The organism is Stutzerimonas azotifigens (genome assembly GCF_013522725.1).
GTDB classification, from domain to species: Bacteria; Pseudomonadota; Gammaproteobacteria; order Pseudomonadales; family Pseudomonadaceae; genus Stutzerimonas; species Stutzerimonas azotifigens_A.
Map to the genome: position 1 here is coordinate 312785 of NZ_JAAMRF010000004.1, position 16616 is coordinate 329400.

Sequence of the window (16616 nt, forward strand, 5' to 3'; positions counted from 1 at the left end):
CCGATTCTCCCTCATGCTTCGGACCGTGCTCCGCCGCCTCGTCAAACTGCTGCTCTGGCTGACCGCCCTGTCGGTCGTGCTGGTATTGGCCCTGCGCTGGATTCCCCCACCGTTCACCGCGCTGATGATTGAACGCAAGATCGAATCTTTCAGCGGCGAACAGAGCCTCGACTTGCAGCGTACCTGGCGTCCGTGGACGGAGCTGCCGGACGATCTGAAAATGGCTGTCATCGCGGCCGAGGACCAGAAGTTCGCCGATCACTGGGGCTTCGACGTCGCCGCGATCCGCGCGGCGTTCGAGCACAACGAGCAGGGCGGCTCGCTGCGTGGCGCCAGCACGCTGAGCCAGCAGGTGGCCAAGAACCTGTTTCTCTGGTCCGGCCGCAGCTGGGCACGCAAGGGGCTCGAAGTCTGGTTCACGGCGCTGATCGAGCTCCTCTGGCCGAAGCAACGCATCCTAGAGGTCTACCTCAACAGCGTCGAATGGGGCGACGGCATCTTCGGCGCCGAAGCTGCGGCGCGGCATCACTTCAACGTCGGTGCGCCCTACCTGTCGACCCAGCAGGCCAGCCAGCTCGCTGCGGTGCTGCCCAACCCGCGCCAGTGGAGCGCCGGCAGGCCCAGCGCCTACATCATCCGCCGCGCGAGCTGGATCCGTCAGCAGATACGCCAGCTCGGCGGCAGCCATTACCTGACGCGCCTTGAAAGCGAGCGCCCGGACTGGTGGCCGTCGTGGCTGTAATGGCGGACAACCCCATCGAGCGCCACGGTCTGCCGCGGGGCTCGGGCCCGCAGCCAGTGCCCGAGCCCCGCGGACTGAAACGCCTGCTGCATAGGCGAAACGCGCTCGCCTGGCTGGTTCTGGCGTTCACCCTGCTGGTGCAGATGATCATTCTGCAGAACCTGCGCGGCAACGAAAGCCGCGCGGCGCAGGAGCAGTTCCAGATGCTCGCCAACAAGGTGACCGAGGCCATCGAGCAGCGCCTCGTCAACCACGAGCAGATCCTGCTCGGCGCGGCAGGCCTTTTCGATGCCAGCGGAGAAGTCGACCGCGATCAGTGGCATCGCTATGTCGAGCGCCTGCAGCTGACCACGCGTTACCCCGGCATACAGGGGGTTGGCTTCGGCAAGGTGGTGCGCCAGCAGGAGCGCGCCGCGCACGTCCAGAGCATGCGCGCCGAAGGCTTTCCCGACTATGACATCCATCCGCCGGGCGAGCGGCCGCTGTACATCAGCGTGATCTATCTGGAGCCCTTCATCGACCGCAACACCGTGGCGCTGGGCTACGACATGTTTTCCGAGCCGGTACGTCAGCGTGCGCTGCTGCGCGCCGCCGAGCTGGGCCTGGCCAGCGTGACCGACAAGGTCACCCTGCGGCAGGAAACCCCGGACAGTACGCAGGCCGGCATCCTTCTCTACGTGCCGGTCTACCGCCCCGGCATGCCGCTGGCGCTGCCGATGCAGCGCATGGACGCGCTGATCGGCGTCGTCTACAGCCCCTACCGGGTCAGCGATCTGATGCGAGGCATCCTCGGACCGGCCGACCCGAAGCTCAACCTCACGATCTATTCCGGCGACAGCGAGGAACCCGACGACCTGATCTTCGCCACCAACCGGACCGGCAAGCACAACCCGCGCTATAGCAGCCTGCAGCACATCCGCCTCTACGGCCAGATCTGGACACTGCGCCTGGACAGCCAGCCCGAATTCGAAAACGCCTTCCACGCCAACGAGGCGCTGCTGGTAATCCTCTGCATTGGCCTGAGCGCGCTGTTGTTCCTGCTTACCTCCTCGCTGACCGTTCGCCGCAGCCGGGCCGAGGCTCTGGCCCGACAGATGACCGAGCAGATCCGGCAGAACGAACGGGAATTGCGCCTGAGCGAAGAGCGCCTCGCACTGGCGCTCAAGGGCAGCAATGATGGCCTGTGGGACCTGAACCTGCAGACCGGCACCTTCTTCGCGTCCCCGCGCAGCATGCAGATGCTTGGCTACCACCCCGGCGAACTCGAGTCGGACATGGGGCTGTGGGAGCGGATGATGGTGGCGGATGACCTGGGCGTAGAAAAGGAACGCTTGAGCCAGACGCTGCAATCGCAACGCGAACACTTCACCAGCGAGCTGCGCCTGCAACATCGCAACGGCCAGGTGGTGCCGGTCCTGGTGCGCGGCTATGTCCAGCGCGACAGCGAGGGCAAGCCGCAGCGCGTGAGCGGCACCATCATGGATCTGACCGAGCACAAGCGCGTCGAACAGCTAAAGAATGAGTTCGTCTCCACGGTCAGCCACGAGCTGCGCACGCCCCTGACCTCCATCGCCGGCGCCCTGGGCCTGATCAATGGCGGCGTGCTCGGCGCAATCCCTGCCCCCATGCAACAGCTGCTGGAGATCGCCCACCGCAACAGCCTGCGACTGAAGCATTTGATCAACGACCTGCTGGACATGGAAAAGATCGCGGCCGGCAAGATGAGCTTCAACCGCCGCGAATACCCACTGCGCGACCTGCTGGAAGAGGCGCTGGCCAGCAACCAGTCGTTCGCCGCCCAACACGGGGTGCGTTGCACGCTGGAAACGGACACCAGCGCGGCGCGCGTCTGGGTCGACGGCCTGCGGCTGCAGCAGGTACTCGCCAACTTTCTCTCCAACGCCATCAAGTTCTCGCCGCAGGGCGGTGAGGTCCACCTGAAAAGCAGCGTCAACGAGGGCCTGGTACGCATCAGCGTCATCGACCAGGGACCAGGAATACCCGACAGTTTCCGCCAGCGGATTTTCCAGAAGTTCGCCCAGGCCGACAGCTCCGACAGCCGCGAAAAGGGCGGTACCGGGCTGGGCCTGGCGATCAGCAAGGAGCTGGTCGAGCGCATGGGCGGCTGCCTGGGATTCGAGTCGGTGGTGGGCCAGGGAACGACTTTCTGGTGCGAGCTTCCAGTGCTCGACGACCCCGCCCAGGAACACGGCAGCGACAAGCCACGGCTACTGGTCATCGAGGACGAACCGGACACCGGTCGCCTGCTGCACATGATGCTGCGCAATGCCGGCTACGGCGTGGACCGTGTCGAAAGCCTGCACCAGGCACGGGAGAAGCTGGCCGAGGCGCAGTACCTCGCCGTGACTCTCGACCTGCATCTGCCGGACGGCAACGGTCACCAACTGATCGACGAGATGCGCGAGCATTCGGCCACGCGCGACCTTCCCATCATCGTCATCTCCGCCGCCAACAGCCTCGACCAGCAACAGTCGCAGCCCGGCATCATCTGGCTGCACAAGCCGATCAGCGACGCTCAGCTGCTGGCTGCAGTCGAGCGGGCGCGGCAGTCGACAGCTCCTTCCCCCTGACGTCGCCGAGCGCGGCACGCGGCGTGATCCGCAACCAGCTCAGGGCCCCGTCGCGCACCAGCAGGGTCATGCCCCGCTGCGGATAGAACCAGCCTTCGCCCTGCCCTAGCGCGTAGCGCATTCGCGGCTCGCCCAGGCTGGCGACGAGGTCGCGGGCCTCGACCGGCTCGGCGGGCATCAGGATCATATCGACCAGCTGCCGTGCCGACATCGCCTGTATCAGCGTGTCGGCGAGCAGCTTGGGCGAATCATCCACACCGCTCGCCTGCGCCAGGCCGGCGCGCTCCTTGTCGTCGAGTTGGAGCTTACCCTGGAGGCCGAGCGATATGTCCGCCGCGGCAAGGCGCGCGCGATAGCTCAGCACGATCCGCTCCCCTTCGCGCTGCACCCAGAGTTCGCCCCCCGGTGCCTGCTCACGCAGGCGCTGCAGGGTCAGTTGCCCGGCCGCCATCGGCTCGAGTAGCGGGTCGTGCAGTTCGGCCAACCAGGCCACCGGCACGGCCTGGCGGGAAAAGGCCAGCCAGAGCCCGAGAGCGAAACAGGACACCCCTAGCAGCGCGAAGAACAACAGGTGGGCAGGACGAAACGGCAGCCTGGGCATGGCAACTCCGGACAAATAAAAAGGACCGCCACGGACGGAGTCCGGGCGGCCCTTTAACGGATGCGGCGATCAGGCCTGGATGGAGCCCTTGAGCTTATTCATCGCATTCTTTTCCAGCTGGCGTATGCGCTCGGCCGAAACGTTGTACTTGGCGGCCAGATCGTGCAGCGTCGCCTTGTCATCGCTGAGCCAGCGCTGCTGCAGGATATCGCGGCTACGCTCGTCGAGCCGCTCGAGCGCCTCGTGCAGGCTGGAGGTGGAATTGTCGCTCCAGTCGGCGTCCTCGAGCTGACGCGCAGGGTCGTAGCGATGGTCTTCCAGATAGTGCGCTGGCGACTGATAGGCGCTGTCGTCGTCGGCATCGGCCGCCGGGTCGAACGCCATGTCGTGACCGGTAAGGCGGCTTTCCATCTCGCGCACTTCATGGGGTTCCACGCCGAGGCTGTCGGCCACCGCGGTGACCTCGTCGTTGTTCAGCCACGCCAGACGCTTTTTCTGGCTGCGCAGGTTGAAGAACAGCTTGCGCTGCGCCTTGGTGGTCGCCACCTTGACGATGCGCCAGTTGCGCAGAATGAACTCGTGGATCTCGGCCTTGATCCAGTGCACCGCAAAAGACACCAGGCGCACACCCATCTCGGGATTGAAGCGCTTGACCGCCTTCATCAGCCCGACGTTGCCTTCCTGGATCAGATCCGCCTGAGCCAGGCCATAGCCGGCGTAGCTGCGCGCGATATGTACGACGAAACGCAGGTGCGCGAGCACCATCTGCCGAGCGGCATCCAGATCCTGGTCGTAATAAAGGCGCTCGGCCAGCTCGCGCTCCTGCTCGACGGTGAGCAGCGGAATGCTGTTGACCGTCTGCACGTAGGCCTCGAGGTTCGCCCCCGGGACAAGTGCGTGAACAGGTTGCAGTGAAGTTGTCATGCAGATCCTCCAACTCACGAAGCTGCAGCAGTTTAGCATTGAGCCATGGGACTGCAAGCCTGTGGAAAAGTTCCGCGCCACGCCAAATAAGCGCAACGATATCAATAAGTTATCAGCGAGGCGCCAGCTCGCTCAGATGACGGGCAACGGCCAGCCAGGCACCGATGTAGCCGAGCAGCACCGCGCCCAGCACCAGAGAAAAACCATCGCCCGAGGGCACGCCGGACAAGCCGAAATCGCTGCCATAGAGGCCGGCCAGCCGTACCACGGCCTCGTTCAGCCAGCCCAGTCCATAGGCCAGCACCAACCAGGCCAGCAAACCGGCACCAAGCCCGTAGAGCGCGCCCATATAGAGGAAGGGACGTCGCACATAACCATCGGTGCCGCCCACCAGCTTGACCACTTCGATCTCGGTGCGACGGTTTTCGATGTGCAGGCGAATGGTGTTACCGATAACCAACAGCAAGGTGGCGACCAACAGCAACGTCAGACCGAACACGAAGCGGTCGCCCAGCTTGAGGATCGCGCTCAGGCGCTCGACCCACAGCAGGTCCAGCTGCGCCTGTTCCACGCCCGGCATCTCGGCCAGCCGCTGACGCAGGGCTTCGAGCTTGTCCTTGTCGACTTCATGGGGGGTCACAAGGATCACCCCGGGCAACGGATTGTCGGGCAGCTCCTTGAGCGCCTCGCCAAGACCGGACAGCTGCTGGAACTCCTCCAGGGCGCTCTCGCGGCTGATCCACTGCGCCTCATCGACGTCGGGCATGGCGCCGATCTCGGCTCTCAGTGACTCGCCCGCGGCGCTGTCGACATCCAGCTGCATGAACAGCGAGATCTGCGCCGCGCGCTGCCAGGAACCGCCAAGCCGCTCGACGTTATCCAGCAACAGGGCCAGCCCCATCGGCAGGCTCAGGGCGACGGCCATCACCAGACAGGTGAAGAAACTGCCGATCGGGTGCTTGCCGAGTCGGCGCAGGCTGTCGACCAGGCTGGCACGGTGGCTTTCGAGCCAGGCATGCAGCAGCGCCTTGAAGTCCGGTTCGTCCGGATTTCTCGGCGGCTTGCTCGGCTTGGCCGAACCGCCCACCCGTTCGGCGGTGCTGGACGCCCTGGCCTTGCGATCAGGTGTAGCGCTCATCAGCTGGCCTCCCCATCACCGATCAGGCGGCCGCGCTGCAGCGTCAGCATGCGGTGGCGCATGCGGGCGATCAGCGCAAGGTCATGGCTGGCGATCAACACAGTGGTGCCCAGCCGGTTGATGTCTTCGAACACGCCCATGATCTCCGCAGCCAGGCGCGGATCGAGGTTGCCGGTAGGCTCGTCGGCCAGCAACAGGGCTGGCCGGTGCACCACGGCGCGAGCGATACCGACGCGCTGCTGCTGGCCGGTGGAGAGGTCCGCAGGGTACTGGGTCGCCTTGTCCTTGAGGCTGACGCGCTCGAGCGCCGTCATGACCCGCTGGCCGATCTCGCGCTTGCCGAGCCCGAGTATCTGCAGCGGCAACGCCACGTTGTCGAACACCGTGCGATCGAACAGCAGCTGGTGATTCTGGAACACCACCCCGATCTGGCGCCGCAAGAACGGGATCTGTGTATTGGTGATCCGAGATAGGTCCTGGCCGGCCAGCAGCAGCTTGCCGGTGGTCGGGCGCTCCATGGCCAACAACAGGCGCAGCAGGGTGCTCTTGCCAGCGCCGGAATGCCCGGTGACGAAGAGGAATTCGCCACGCTGCGCATGGAATGACAGTTCGTGCAGACCGATATGGCCGTTCGGGTAGCGCTTGCCGACCTGCTCGAAGCGAATCATGAACGCTCCGCAAACAGCGCGCTGACGAAGGCCTGCGCCTCGAAGGTGCGTAGGTCGTCGATCCCCTCGCCGACACCGATGTAACGGATCGGTGTGCCGAACTGCTTGGCCAGGGCGAAGATGACGCCGCCCTTGGCGGTACCGTCCAGTTTTGTCAGCGCCAGACCGGTCAGCTCCACCGCCTGGTTGAACTGACGCGTCTGGTTGATCGCGTTCTGTCCGGTACCGGCGTCGAGCACCAGCAACACCTCATGGGGCGCGGTCTCGTCGAGCTTGCCGATCACCCGACGGACCTTTTTCAGCTCCTCCATCAGGTTGTCCTTGGTGTGCAGACGTCCGGCGGTGTCGGCGATCAGCACGTCGATGCCGCGCGCCTTGGCCGCCTGCACCGCATCGAAGATCACCGAGGCGGAGTCGGCACCCGTGTGCTGCGCGACTACCGAAATATTGTTGCGCTCGCCCCACACCTGCAACTGCTCGACGGCCGCCGCGCGGAAGGTATCGCCTGCCGCGAGCATGACCTTCTTGCCGTCGCGCTGCAGCTTCTTGGCCAGCTTGCCGATGGTGGTGGTCTTGCCGACGCCGTTCACGCCCACTACCAGAATCACATAGGGCCGTTTGGCCGAATCGATCTGCAGCGGCTGTTCGACCGGCGCGAGCAGCGCCGCCAGCTCTTCCTGCAGAGCCTTGTAGAGCGCGCCGCTGTCGGCCAGCTCCTTGCGCGCCACGCGACGGGTTAGGTTCTGGATGATGGCGGTGGTGGCCTCGACGCCAACGTCGGCAGTCAGCAGCCGCGTTTCCAGCTCCTCGAGCAGATCGTCGTCGATCGCTTTCTTGCCGAGAAACAGGCTTGCCATGCCTTCACCAAGGCTGGCGCTGGTTTTCGACAGGCCCTGTTTGAGGCGCGCGAAGAAACCTGCCCGAGTGGGTTCGGGCTGCGCCGCCGGTACGGGCTCTGGCTCGCTGGGCAACGGTTCGCTCGGCGCGGGGGGTTCAACGACCTCGATTGGCGGCTCGGACGGCTCGGCAGGTGCGCTCGGCTCGCCGCCTTTGAACAGGCCGAAGAAACCCGAACGGGCTTCGGCTTCGGCCTTGACCGAGGGCACTGGCGTGACGGGCAGCTCGGGCTCTGGCTCGAAAACCGGTTCCGTCTCGGCTTGCGGCTCCGGCGCGGTTTCAGACTCGAGCGCAGGAAAACGCTCAGGCTCGGCCAGCGGGGTCGGCTCGGCCTGCAGGGACTCTTGCGGCTGAACGTTGGCCGCCGGGGCATCGAGCTGCTCGCCGGAATCTTCCTGCGGCGTTTCGACAGGTTCTGCCGCGGGCGCCTCGGGCTTCTTGCGCAGCCAGCCGAACAGGCCTTTCTTTTCGCCGGCCTCGGCCGGCGTCTTCTTGTCGTCGTTGGAACCAAACATGGAGAAGACTTTCTCAAAGGGCGAAACACCAGCAGGCGCGCTGCTGGCCAAATGGGGGGAATATCCTAGCACCTCACCGGGCGCCAGCGCTAAGCGCGCCTCGACCAGCGCGCCTGGTATGACGCCATCGGCGCCGGCATGTTCCGGCGTCACCTCGCCGCAGCCCTTTGCCTGGTGCGCTCGCACCTTTACCATGACCGCGCATTTACGGAGCCCGCATCAGACGATGCGGCCTGCAACCGAACGAGTCCTGTCTATGACTTCGATGCTACGCCGTGCCGTGCTGTTGTTCGGCACACTCTGCCTGCCTTGCCTGGCAATCGCAGCCGATCCGCAACCGACCCACGAGTTCTTCCTCGACAACGGTCTTAAAGTCATCGTGCGCGAGGACCATCGCGCGCCGGTGGTGGTTTCGCAGCTCTGGTACAAGGTCGGCTCCAGCTACGAAACACCAGGCCAGACCGGCCTCTCCCACGCCCTGGAGCACATGATGTTCAAGGGCAGTCGCAAGCTCGGTCCTGGCGAGGCGTCTCGAATACTGCGCGAACTCGGCGCTGAAGAGAATGCCTTCACCTCCGACGACTACACCGCCTATTACCAGGTACTGGCCCGGGACCGCCTGGCCGTCGCCTTCGAGCTGGAGGCCGACCGGCTGGCCAGCCTCAAGTTGCCGGCCGACGAGTTCGCCCGCGAGATAGAGGTGATCAAGGAGGAGCGTCGTCTGCGCACCGACGACAAGCCCAGTGCGCTGGCCTTCGAGCGATTCAAGGCCATGGCCTATCCGGCCAGCGGCTACCACACGCCCACCATCGGCTGGATGGACGACCTGAACCGGATGACCGTCGAGGAGCTGCGCGCCTGGTACCAGACCTGGTACGCGCCGAACAACGCCACCCTGGTAGTGGTCGGCGATGTCACGGTGGAAGAGGTCCGCGGCCTGGCCGAGCGCTATTTCGGGCCGATCGAAAAACGTGCGGTGCCCATGGCCAAGGTGCCGCTGGAGCTCGACGAGCCGGGCGAACGGCGCCTGAAACTGCATGTCAGGACGCAACTGCCGAGCCTGATCATGGCGTTCAACGTACCGGGACTGGCCACGACCGAGAATCCGCGAGAGATCCACGCCCTGCGGCTGATCTCGGCGCTGCTCGACGGCGGCTATAGCGCGCGGCTGCCCTCGCGCCTGGAGCGCGGCGAAGAACTGGTCATCAGCGCCTCGGCCTGGTACAGCGCCTACCCGCGCGGCGACAGCTTGTTCGTACTCGGTGCCGCGCCGAACCTGCAGAAGCAGCGCACCCTGGAAGACGTCGAGGCCGGCCTGTGGCGAGAGCTGGAGCAGCTCAAGCAGACACCACCGTCGGCCGAAGAGCTCGAGCGCGTTCGCGCCCAGGTGATCGCCAGCCTGGTCTACGAGCGCGACTCGATCACCGAGCAGGCCACCACCATCGGCCGACTGGAAACGGTCGGCCTCTCCTGGCGACTGATGGACGATGAGCTCAACGCGCTCGAAGCCGTCACTCCCGAGGACATCCAGCAGGCCGCGCGGACCTATTTCACCCGCTCGCGCCTGAGCGTCGCCCACGTTCTGCCCGAGGAATCCCGCGATGAGTAAGCGCCATTTGCGCCACGGGCTGTCCGGCCTGTTGCTGCTGATCCTGGTCGGGCTGCTCGCCTGGAGCGTGAATCGTCCGGCCCACGCACCGGCCGAAACACCCGCAGAACCACAGACCGGTGTCGAGACGCCTGCCCCAGCCGACGAGTCGGCCGTGGAGCAGATACCCCTGGAATCACTCGCCGAGCTTGGCGATCAGCCGCTAGCCCGACGCTCGCTGGACATCCAGAGCTGGCAGACCGCCGAGGGCGCCAAGGTGCTGTTCGTTCAGGCCTCGGAGTTGCCGATGTTCGACCTGCGCCTGACCTTCGCTGCCGGCAGCAGCCAGGACGGCGACACACCCGGCCTGGCCCTGCTGACCAATGCGATGCTCAACGAGGGTATCGAAGGCAAGGACGTCACCGCGATTGCCGAAGGCTTCGAAGGGCTCGGCGCCGACTTCGGCAACGGTTCCTATCGCGACATGGCCGTGGCCAGCCTGCGCAGCCTGAGCGAGGCCGACAAACGCAACGCGGCGTTGGAGCTGTTCAGCCAGGTGGTCGGCCATCCGACCTTTCCGGAAGGCTCGCTGCTGCGCATCAAGAACCAGTTGATGGCCGGCTTCGAGTTGCAGAAGCAGAACCCCGGCAAGCTGGCGAGCCTGGAGCTGTTCACTCAACTCTACGGCGACCATCCCTACGGTCATCCCAGCGAAGGCACCGCCGAATCGATTCCCGGCATCAGCCGCGAGCAGCTGCAGCGCTTCCATGCACGCGCCTATGCCGCCGGCAACGCGGTGATCGCACTGGTCGGAGACCTCAGTCGCGAAGAGGCCGAGGCGGTCGCTGCGCGCGTATCGAGCAGTCTGCCCACTGGCAGTGCGCTGGCGGCAACGCCTGTGCCTGCAGCGCCTGAGCCTGGCACTCACCATATCGAATTCCCGTCCAACCAGACCCACCTGCTACTGGCCCAGCTCGGCATCGAGCGCGACGACCCGGACTACGCAGCCCTCTACCTGGGCAACCAGATCCTTGGCGGCGGCGGTTTCGGCACCCGCCTGATGGAGGAAGTACGTGAAAAACGCGGCCTGACCTATGGCATCTATTCAGGCTTCAGCCCGATGCGCAGTAACGGCCCGTTCATGATCAGCCTGCAGACCCGCGCGGAGCTCGCTCAGGGGTCGCTGGAGCTGGTCCAACGCCTGGTACGCGAGTTCCTCGCCGATGGTCCTAGCCAGGCCGAGATCGAGCGCAGCAAGCGCGAGATCGCCGGCAGCTTCCCGCTGTCGACCGCGAGCAATGCCGACATCGTCGGCCAGTTGGGCAGCATCGGCTTCTACGACCTGCCACTGACCTACCTCGAGGACTTCATGCAACAGGTCCAGGAGGTCACGGTCGAACAAGTCAGGGAAGCGATGAACAAGCATCTGCAGGCTGACGGCTTCGTCATCGTCACCGCAGGTCCCAGCGTCGAGCAGAAGGAACTGCCACCGCCCAGCGACCAACCCATCGAACAGCCCAGCGGCGTTCCGGAGCATTGATGGCGACTCCACCGATCCGGCCTAATGCCCGTGGTGGCCAAGGCCAGCTACGCATCATCGGCGGCGAATGGCGCAGCCGCCGCTTCTCCTTTCCGGACGCTGAAGGCCTGCGCCCGACGCCCGATCGGGTGCGCGAGACGCTGTTCAACTGGCTGGCGCCCTACCTCTCCGGCGCGCGTGTGTTCGACCTGTTCACCGGCAGCGGCGCGCTCTATCTCGAAGCCCTCTCCCGCGGCGCCGGCATGGCCCTGGCGCTGGACGTCAACGCCAACGCCATCGCCAGCTTGCGCAAACACCTGGATACACTCAGCTGCGGCAACGGCCAGCTGCTGCAGAGCGATGCCCTGCGCTACCTGGAAACCCAGCACGCAACGCCGTTCGACCTGGTCTTCCTCGACCCGCCGTTCAACAAGAACCTGCTGCTGCCGACGTGCCAGCTGCTCGAAGACAAGGGCTGGCTGGCCGATCACGCCTGGATCTACACCGAAAGCGAGGCGCCTGCCTCGAGCCTCGGCATGCCGGGCAACTGGCGACTGCACCGGGAAAAGCAGGCCGGCCAGGTGTACTACTCGCTCTGGGAACGATCCGTACCCTGAGCCGCGGTCCGGCCTGCCCACGCCTTTGCGTAACGGAGCTTCTTGTGACACTGGCACTCGACATCGATCCCACGCGCGACGCCGACGAGCCCTTCGAGCCGGCCTGGTGGCTGCCGGGCCCGCACCTGCAGACCTTGTGGAATCCGTTCTTTCGCAAAGCCCCCACGCTCGGGCGTCGACGCGAGCGGTTGTGGCTGGCCGATGGCGACTTCATCGACCTCGACTGGCATGGGCCGCACGAGGCCGAATCGCCACTGGTCCTGGTGCTCCACGGGCTGACCGGCTCGTCCAGCTCGCACTATGTATTGGGGCTGCAGCAGCGTCTGGCGGCGATGCGCTGGTCCAGCGTGGCGATCAACTGGCGCGGCTGCTCCGGCGAGCCGAACCTGCTGCCGCGCGCCTACCACTCAGGCGCCAGCGACGACCTGGCCGAAGTCATCGCCCACGTGCAAGCGGCCCGTCCACTGGCGCCGTTGCAGGCAGTGGGCTATTCGCTGGGCGGAAACATCCTGCTCAAGTACCTGGGCGAAACGGGCGAGCAGTGTCCATTGCAACGCGCCGTCGCCGTCTCGGTGCCCTATCGCCTCGACCAGTGCGCCGATCGCATCAAGGTCGGTTTCTCCAGGGTGTACCAGGCGCACTTCATTCGCGAGCTGGTCGCCTACGTGAAGAACAAGCAGCGCCTGTTCGTTCACCACGGCCATGCCGACCGTCTGGCCACACTGGAGGGCCTCGGCTCGCTGAGTGGAATGCGCACCTTCTGGGATTTCGATGGCCGGGTCACCGCCCCGCTGCACGGTTTCGCCGATGCTCAGGACTACTACCGTCAAGCCTCGAGCCGCTACTACCTGGACCGGATCCGCGTACCGACGCTTCTGATCCAGTCCGCGGATGACCCCTTCGTGTTCCGCCACAGCGTGCCCGAACCCGAGGAGCTGTCGCCCTGCACGACGCTGGAACTGCACGACAAAGGCGGACATGTCGGCTTCGTCGAAGGCAGCCCCCTCCACCCCCGCTATTACCTGGAGCGGCGCATTCCCGGCTGGCTTGCAGCAGGCCGTGGGTTCCGGTAGTTCCAGCTCTGGGCAGCATCGGCTCGTCCCAGATAAACGCCTGCGATGCAGAGAGCCGCGCGGCCATTGTCGCGAACTGAACCCCGCGCAGCCGAAGGCCGCCACTCGGCTATCTTTTCAAGCAGATCGCCACGGGTTGTTCCAGACTTTACGCTGTCGATACCGAGCCGCTACCATCCCAGCCCCCACGGACCCGTCAGGACGTCACGATGAATCGAGTGCTGTATCCGGGAACCTTCGATCCCATCACCAAAGGCCACGGCGATCTGGTAGAGCGCGCCGCACGTCTGTTCGATCACGTGATCATCGCCGTCGCGGCAAGCCCGCGGAAGAATCCCCTGTTTCCCCTCGAGCAGCGAGTCGAGCTGGCGCAGGAGGTGACCCGTCACCTGCCCAACGTCGAAGTTGTCGGCTTTTCCAGCCTGCTGGCGACCTTCGCCAAGGAGCAGAACGCCAACATCCTGCTGCGCGGCCTGCGGGCGGTGTCGGATTTCGAGTACGAGTTCCAGCTGGCGAACATGAACCGTCACCTGGCACCTGAACTCGAAAGCCTCTTTCTCACGCCGTCGGAGAAGTATTCCTACATCTCCTCGACGCTGATCCGCGAAATCGCCCGCCTGGGTGGCGACATCAGCAACTTCGTCCACCCCACCGTGATGGACGCGCTGCACAAGCGCTACAGCCAGCCGTAAGCGCTGGCGGGCATGGCTCGCGTCGCTTGCCGACGTCGCCACTGGGCGCCCGCAGGTGCACGGCGAGCGACGATGCGGCACAATTCGCGCACCGTTTTTACCTGTGCCACGGCCGCGCGCCATGGCAGGAGCCTGCTGGATGTCCCTGATAATCACCGATGACTGCATCAACTGCGATGTGTGCGAGCCGGAATGCCCGAACAACGCCATCTCCCAGGGTGAGGAAATCTACGTCATCGACCCCAACCTTTGCACCGAGTGCGTCGGCCACTACGACGAACCTCAGTGCCAACAGGTCTGCCCCGTCGATTGCATCCCCCTCGATGAAAGCAACGTCGAGACCAAGGACCAGTTGATGCAGAAATACCTCATCATCACCGGCAAGGCCTGATCAATGCCCCTGCCGGTGGCTCGCTCCGCTCGGCAGTGGCTGTTCGGCCTGTGCATCGCCTCGCTGGCGCTGGCAGCCGCTGCGCAGAGCCAGGCGCCCGGCCAGGGCGCAATCGCCACGCCCCACCCGCTGGCGAGCGAGGTGGGCCAGCGAATTCTCCAGGCGGGCGGCAACGCCTTCGACGCGGCCGTGGCGATCAGCGCCGCGCTCGCGGTGGTGGAGCCCTACGGCTCAGGCGTTGGCGGTGGCGGCTTCTTTCTGCTGCGTGAGGCCGGGCAGCCGACGCGTTACCGGTTCCTCGACGCCCGTGAACGGGCGCCTCTAGCCGCTACCGCCGACCTCTACGTACGCGACGGCAAGGCCCAGCGCGACCTCTCGCTCAACGGCCCGCTGGCGGCGGCGATCCCCGGAACGCCTGCCGCCTGGGACGATCTGGCGACCCACTATGGTCGCTTGCCACTGGCCGCCACCCTGGCACCGGCAATCGAGCTGGCCCGCGAAGGCTTCAAGGTCGATGCCGTGTACCGCGAACGTGCCGGATGGCGGCTTTCCGCACTACGGGACGATCCGGAGAGCGCACGGCTCTTTCTCGTCAAGGGGGAGTTGCCTACCGAGGGGCATCAGCTGCGCCAGCCGGAGCTGGCCGAGACCCTCGAAGGGCTGGCCACACATGGCCGCGACAGCTTCTACCGTGGTCCATTGGCAGAGAAACTGGTCGCCGGGGTGCGTGCGGCTGGAGGGATCTGGTCCGAGCAGGACCTTTCCGACTATCGCAGCGTGGAGCGCGAACCATTGCGCGTTGATCTTGCCGAGGGTCGCGAGCTGATCAGCGCGCCACCGCCGTCGGCCGGAGGTGTGGCCCTCGCCCAGAGCCTGGGCATCCTCGAGCGGCTCGACTGGCAGGCGACGCAGCCACCGCTGCGCCCGCACCTGGTCATCGAGGCGCTGCGCCGTGCCTACCGCGACCGAGGCCTGCTCGGCGATCCGGACTTCACCGACAACCCGCTGCAGCAACTGCTCGCGCCGGCCTATCTGGACCGCCTTGCAGAAGAGATCGACCCGCAACGCGCCACGCCCAGCGTCGACCTGCCGCCCGCACCGGCCTGGCGCGAGGGCGAGAACACCACCCACTTCGCCGTCATCGATGCCGAGGGCAATGCGGTCGCCGCCACCCTGTCGCTGAACTTCATGTTCGGCGCCGCCTTCACGGTGCCCGGGACCGGTGTGCTGCTGAACAACGAGATGGACGACTTCGCTGCCGATCTGTCGGGCAGCAATGCCTATGGCCTGGCCGCCAGCCAGGTCAACGCCATCGCCGGCGGAAAGCGCCCCTTGTCGAGCATGAGCCCGACCTTCATCGAAGGGCCGTCGGACTTCGCGACATTCGGTACACCAGGCGGCAGCCGTATCCCGAGCATGGTGCTGCTCTCGGCACTGTCGCACCTGAGCGCAGAGCCGGCCGACGCCTGGGCGGCCACGCCGCGTTATCACCACCAGTACCTGCCGGATGTCGTCGAATACGAAGTCGGGGCGTTCGATGCCGGGCAGATAAACGCGCTCGAAGCGCTGGGCCACCGGCTCAAACCGATGGAACGCGCCTACGGCAATCAGCAGGTCCTGCACTGGGACAAGCGCTCCGGCCGCCTCGACGCCGCCAGTGATCCACGAGGTGTCGGGCGCTCGCTGCTCGTGCCGATCGTGCCCCCGCGCTGACCGGCGTTACTTCGAGCCTTCCTCGATCAGCCAGTCCAGCCGCCAGCCGCCTTCGCTTTGCGCCAGTTGGGCGGCCAGCCAGGGCAACACCTCGCGCAGCTGCTCTTCGAGGCCCCAGGGTGGATTGGCGATCGCCAACCCCGAGCCATTGAGGCGGCTGGCATCGTCGGTCGGATGCACATGGAGTTCGGCCCGCAACAACTTCGGCGCGCCGCTTCTTGCGAGATCCTGGTAGAAACGGCGCAACTGGCGCTCATCCTTGATCGGGTACCAGATCACCCCGACCGTCTGGCGCATGCGCCCGAGCGCGTCCTTGAGCGCCTCCACGCAGCGGCTCAGCTCGTCGGCCTGCTCGAAGGGCGGGTCGATCAGCAACACCACACGCTTCTCGGCGGTCGGCATCAGCGCCCGCGGCACGTGCCAGCCCTCGCCCAGATGCACGGCCACACGCCGGTCGCCGGCCATGTTGTCCTTCAGCAGACGACCGTCTTGGGGATGCTTTTCGTTGAGTTGCAGACGGTCCTGATCGCGGCTCAGCCGGCGTGCCAGTTCGGGCGAGCCGGGGTAGTAGCGCAGCTGGCCATCGGGGTTGAGCGCCCTGACCACGTCCAGATAAGGGGCCAGGGCCGCCGGGACGTCTTCCCTGCCCCAGATCCGGCCGACGCCCTGCTGCCATTCGCCGGTACGGCTTGCCTGATCACCCGAGAGGTCGTAGAGACCGACCCCAGCATGGCTGTCCAGATACGCCAGCGGCGCGTCCTTGCGACCGAGCAGGGCGAACAGCTGGCTGAGCACGAGATGCTTGAAGACGTCGGCATGGTTGCCGGCATGAAAGGCGTGGCGGTAGTTCATCGAAGGCTCCTGGCAAGCCGGACATTGTAGCGCCAGCCATGGACGCGGTCAGGCGTCGCGCGGCGCTCAACAGGCCGAGGCGACGGGCGTAGACT

Annotated in this window: 15 protein-coding genes; 9 read left to right on the forward strand and 6 right to left on the reverse strand. The window is 65.7% G+C overall.

What is annotated here, in order from left to right; translation table 11 throughout:
• The first annotated feature begins 13 nt into the window (after positions 1-13).
• Together mtgA and G7026_RS10045 are read left to right on the forward strand one after the other, a co-directional pair.
• Positions 14-742, forward strand: coding sequence for a monofunctional biosynthetic peptidoglycan transglycosylase (gene mtgA / locus G7026_RS10040; protein WP_181070632.1), 729 nt, complete (start codon positions 14-16; stop codon positions 740-742).
• Positions 742-3333, forward strand: coding sequence for a CHASE domain-containing protein (locus G7026_RS10045; protein ID WP_181070633.1), 2592 nt, complete (start codon positions 742-744; stop codon positions 3331-3333). The genes mtgA and G7026_RS10045 overlap by 1 nt, the downstream gene beginning before the upstream one ends.
• Here the strand turns inward: G7026_RS10045 and G7026_RS10050 are convergent.
• From G7026_RS10050 to ftsY, 5 genes are all read right to left on the reverse strand, one after another.
• A complete protein-coding gene (locus tag G7026_RS10050) occupies positions 3269-3934 on the reverse strand; it encodes a hypothetical protein (protein ID WP_181070634.1) in 666 nt (221 codons plus the stop codon). The genes G7026_RS10045 and G7026_RS10050 overlap by 65 nt on opposite strands.
• 69 nt (positions 3935-4003) lie before the next feature.
• Positions 4004-4858: an RNA polymerase sigma factor RpoH gene (gene rpoH, locus G7026_RS10055; protein ID WP_138406878.1), complete on the reverse strand. Its 855-nt coding sequence runs from the start codon at positions 4856-4858 to the stop codon at positions 4004-4006.
• A 112-nt stretch (positions 4859-4970) separates the two neighbouring features.
• Complete coding sequence (gene ftsX, locus G7026_RS10060) at positions 4971-5996, reverse strand: permease-like cell division protein FtsX (RefSeq protein ID WP_181070635.1); 1026 nt, start codon at positions 5994-5996, stop codon at positions 4971-4973.
• A complete protein-coding gene (gene ftsE / locus G7026_RS10065; RefSeq protein WP_181070636.1) occupies positions 5996-6664 on the reverse strand; it encodes a cell division ATP-binding protein FtsE in 669 nt (222 codons plus the stop codon). The genes ftsX and ftsE overlap by 1 nt, the downstream gene beginning before the upstream one ends.
• Complete coding sequence (gene ftsY, locus G7026_RS10070; RefSeq protein WP_181070637.1) at positions 6661-8076, reverse strand: signal recognition particle-docking protein FtsY; 1416 nt, start codon at positions 8074-8076, stop codon at positions 6661-6663. Before ftsY ends, ftsE begins: the two co-directional genes overlap by 4 nt.
• Before the next feature lie 256 nt (positions 8077-8332).
• Here ftsY and G7026_RS10075 point away from each other — a divergent pair, with 256 nt between their 5' ends.
• The 7 genes from G7026_RS10075 (at position 8333) to ggt (ending at position 15669) form a co-directional block, all read left to right on the forward strand.
• Entirely contained in the window at positions 8333-9685 is a 1353-nt protein-coding gene (locus tag G7026_RS10075; protein ID WP_181070638.1) for a M16 family metallopeptidase, read from the forward strand.
• Positions 9678-11204, forward strand: a complete 1527-nt coding sequence (locus G7026_RS10080; protein ID WP_181070639.1) for a M16 family metallopeptidase — start codon at positions 9678-9680, stop codon at positions 11202-11204. Before G7026_RS10075 ends, G7026_RS10080 begins: the two co-directional genes overlap by 8 nt.
• The gene (gene rsmD, locus G7026_RS10085) at positions 11204-11800 is read left to right on the forward strand and encodes a 16S rRNA (guanine(966)-N(2))-methyltransferase RsmD (protein WP_181070640.1); all 597 of its coding nucleotides are present in this window, start codon (positions 11204-11206) and stop codon (positions 11798-11800) included. Before G7026_RS10080 ends, rsmD begins: the two co-directional genes overlap by 1 nt.
• Before the next feature lie 44 nt (positions 11801-11844).
• Positions 11845-12873 carry a hydrolase gene (locus G7026_RS10090; RefSeq protein WP_308811777.1) on the forward strand — a complete coding sequence of 343 codons (1029 nt, stop codon included), beginning with the start codon at positions 11845-11847 and terminating at the stop codon, positions 12871-12873.
• 209 nt (positions 12874-13082) lie between these two features.
• The gene (coaD, locus tag G7026_RS10095; protein ID WP_181070641.1) at positions 13083-13565 is read left to right on the forward strand and encodes a pantetheine-phosphate adenylyltransferase; all 483 of its coding nucleotides are present in this window, start codon (positions 13083-13085) and stop codon (positions 13563-13565) included.
• Positions 13566-13704: 139 nt separating this feature from the next.
• Entirely contained in the window at positions 13705-13956 is a 252-nt protein-coding gene (locus G7026_RS10100; RefSeq protein ID WP_181070642.1) for a YfhL family 4Fe-4S dicluster ferredoxin, read from the forward strand.
• Between the two features lie 3 nt (positions 13957-13959).
• A complete protein-coding gene (gene ggt, locus G7026_RS10105) occupies positions 13960-15669 on the forward strand; it encodes a gamma-glutamyltransferase (RefSeq protein WP_181070643.1) in 1710 nt (569 codons plus the stop codon).
• A gap of 6 nt (positions 15670-15675) precedes the next feature.
• On the opposite strand, the gene G7026_RS10110 is transcribed toward ggt, so the two are convergent.
• A complete protein-coding gene (locus tag G7026_RS10110; RefSeq protein WP_181070644.1) occupies positions 15676-16521 on the reverse strand; it encodes a 23S rRNA (adenine(2030)-N(6))-methyltransferase RlmJ in 846 nt (281 codons plus the stop codon).
• Between the last annotated feature and the right edge of the window lie 95 nt (positions 16522-16616).

Excerpts from the sequence above, each read along its gene's own strand:
- mtgA (WP_181070632.1), top strand. The coding sequence starts at position 14 with ATGCTTCGGACCGTGCTCCGCCGCCTCGTCAAACTGCTGCTCTGGCTG.
- G7026_RS10045 (WP_181070633.1), top strand. The coding sequence starts at position 742 with ATGGCGGACAACCCCATCGAGCGCCACGGTCTGCCGCGGGGCTCGGGC.
- G7026_RS10050 (WP_181070634.1), bottom strand. The coding sequence starts at position 3,934 with ATGCCCAGGCTGCCGTTTCGTCCTGCCCACCTGTTGTTCTTCGCGCTG.
- rpoH (WP_138406878.1), bottom strand. The coding sequence starts at position 4,858 with ATGACAACTTCACTGCAACCTGTTCACGCACTTGTCCCGGGGGCGAAC.
- ftsX (WP_181070635.1), bottom strand. The coding sequence starts at position 5,996 with ATGAGCGCTACACCTGATCGCAAGGCCAGGGCGTCCAGCACCGCCGAA.
- ftsE (WP_181070636.1), bottom strand. The coding sequence starts at position 6,664 with ATGATTCGCTTCGAGCAGGTCGGCAAGCGCTACCCGAACGGCCATATC.
- ftsY (WP_181070637.1), bottom strand. The coding sequence starts at position 8,076 with ATGTTTGGTTCCAACGACGACAAGAAGACGCCGGCCGAGGCCGGCGAA.
- G7026_RS10075 (WP_181070638.1), top strand. The coding sequence starts at position 8,333 with ATGACTTCGATGCTACGCCGTGCCGTGCTGTTGTTCGGCACACTCTGC.
- G7026_RS10080 (WP_181070639.1), top strand. The coding sequence starts at position 9,678 with ATGAGTAAGCGCCATTTGCGCCACGGGCTGTCCGGCCTGTTGCTGCTG.
- rsmD (WP_181070640.1), top strand. The coding sequence starts at position 11,204 with ATGGCGACTCCACCGATCCGGCCTAATGCCCGTGGTGGCCAAGGCCAG.
- coaD (WP_181070641.1), top strand. The coding sequence starts at position 13,083 with ATGAATCGAGTGCTGTATCCGGGAACCTTCGATCCCATCACCAAAGGC.
- G7026_RS10100 (WP_181070642.1), top strand. The coding sequence starts at position 13,705 with ATGTCCCTGATAATCACCGATGACTGCATCAACTGCGATGTGTGCGAG.
- ggt (WP_181070643.1), top strand. The coding sequence starts at position 13,960 with ATGCCCCTGCCGGTGGCTCGCTCCGCTCGGCAGTGGCTGTTCGGCCTG.
- G7026_RS10110 (WP_181070644.1), bottom strand. The coding sequence starts at position 16,521 with ATGAACTACCGCCACGCCTTTCATGCCGGCAACCATGCCGACGTCTTC.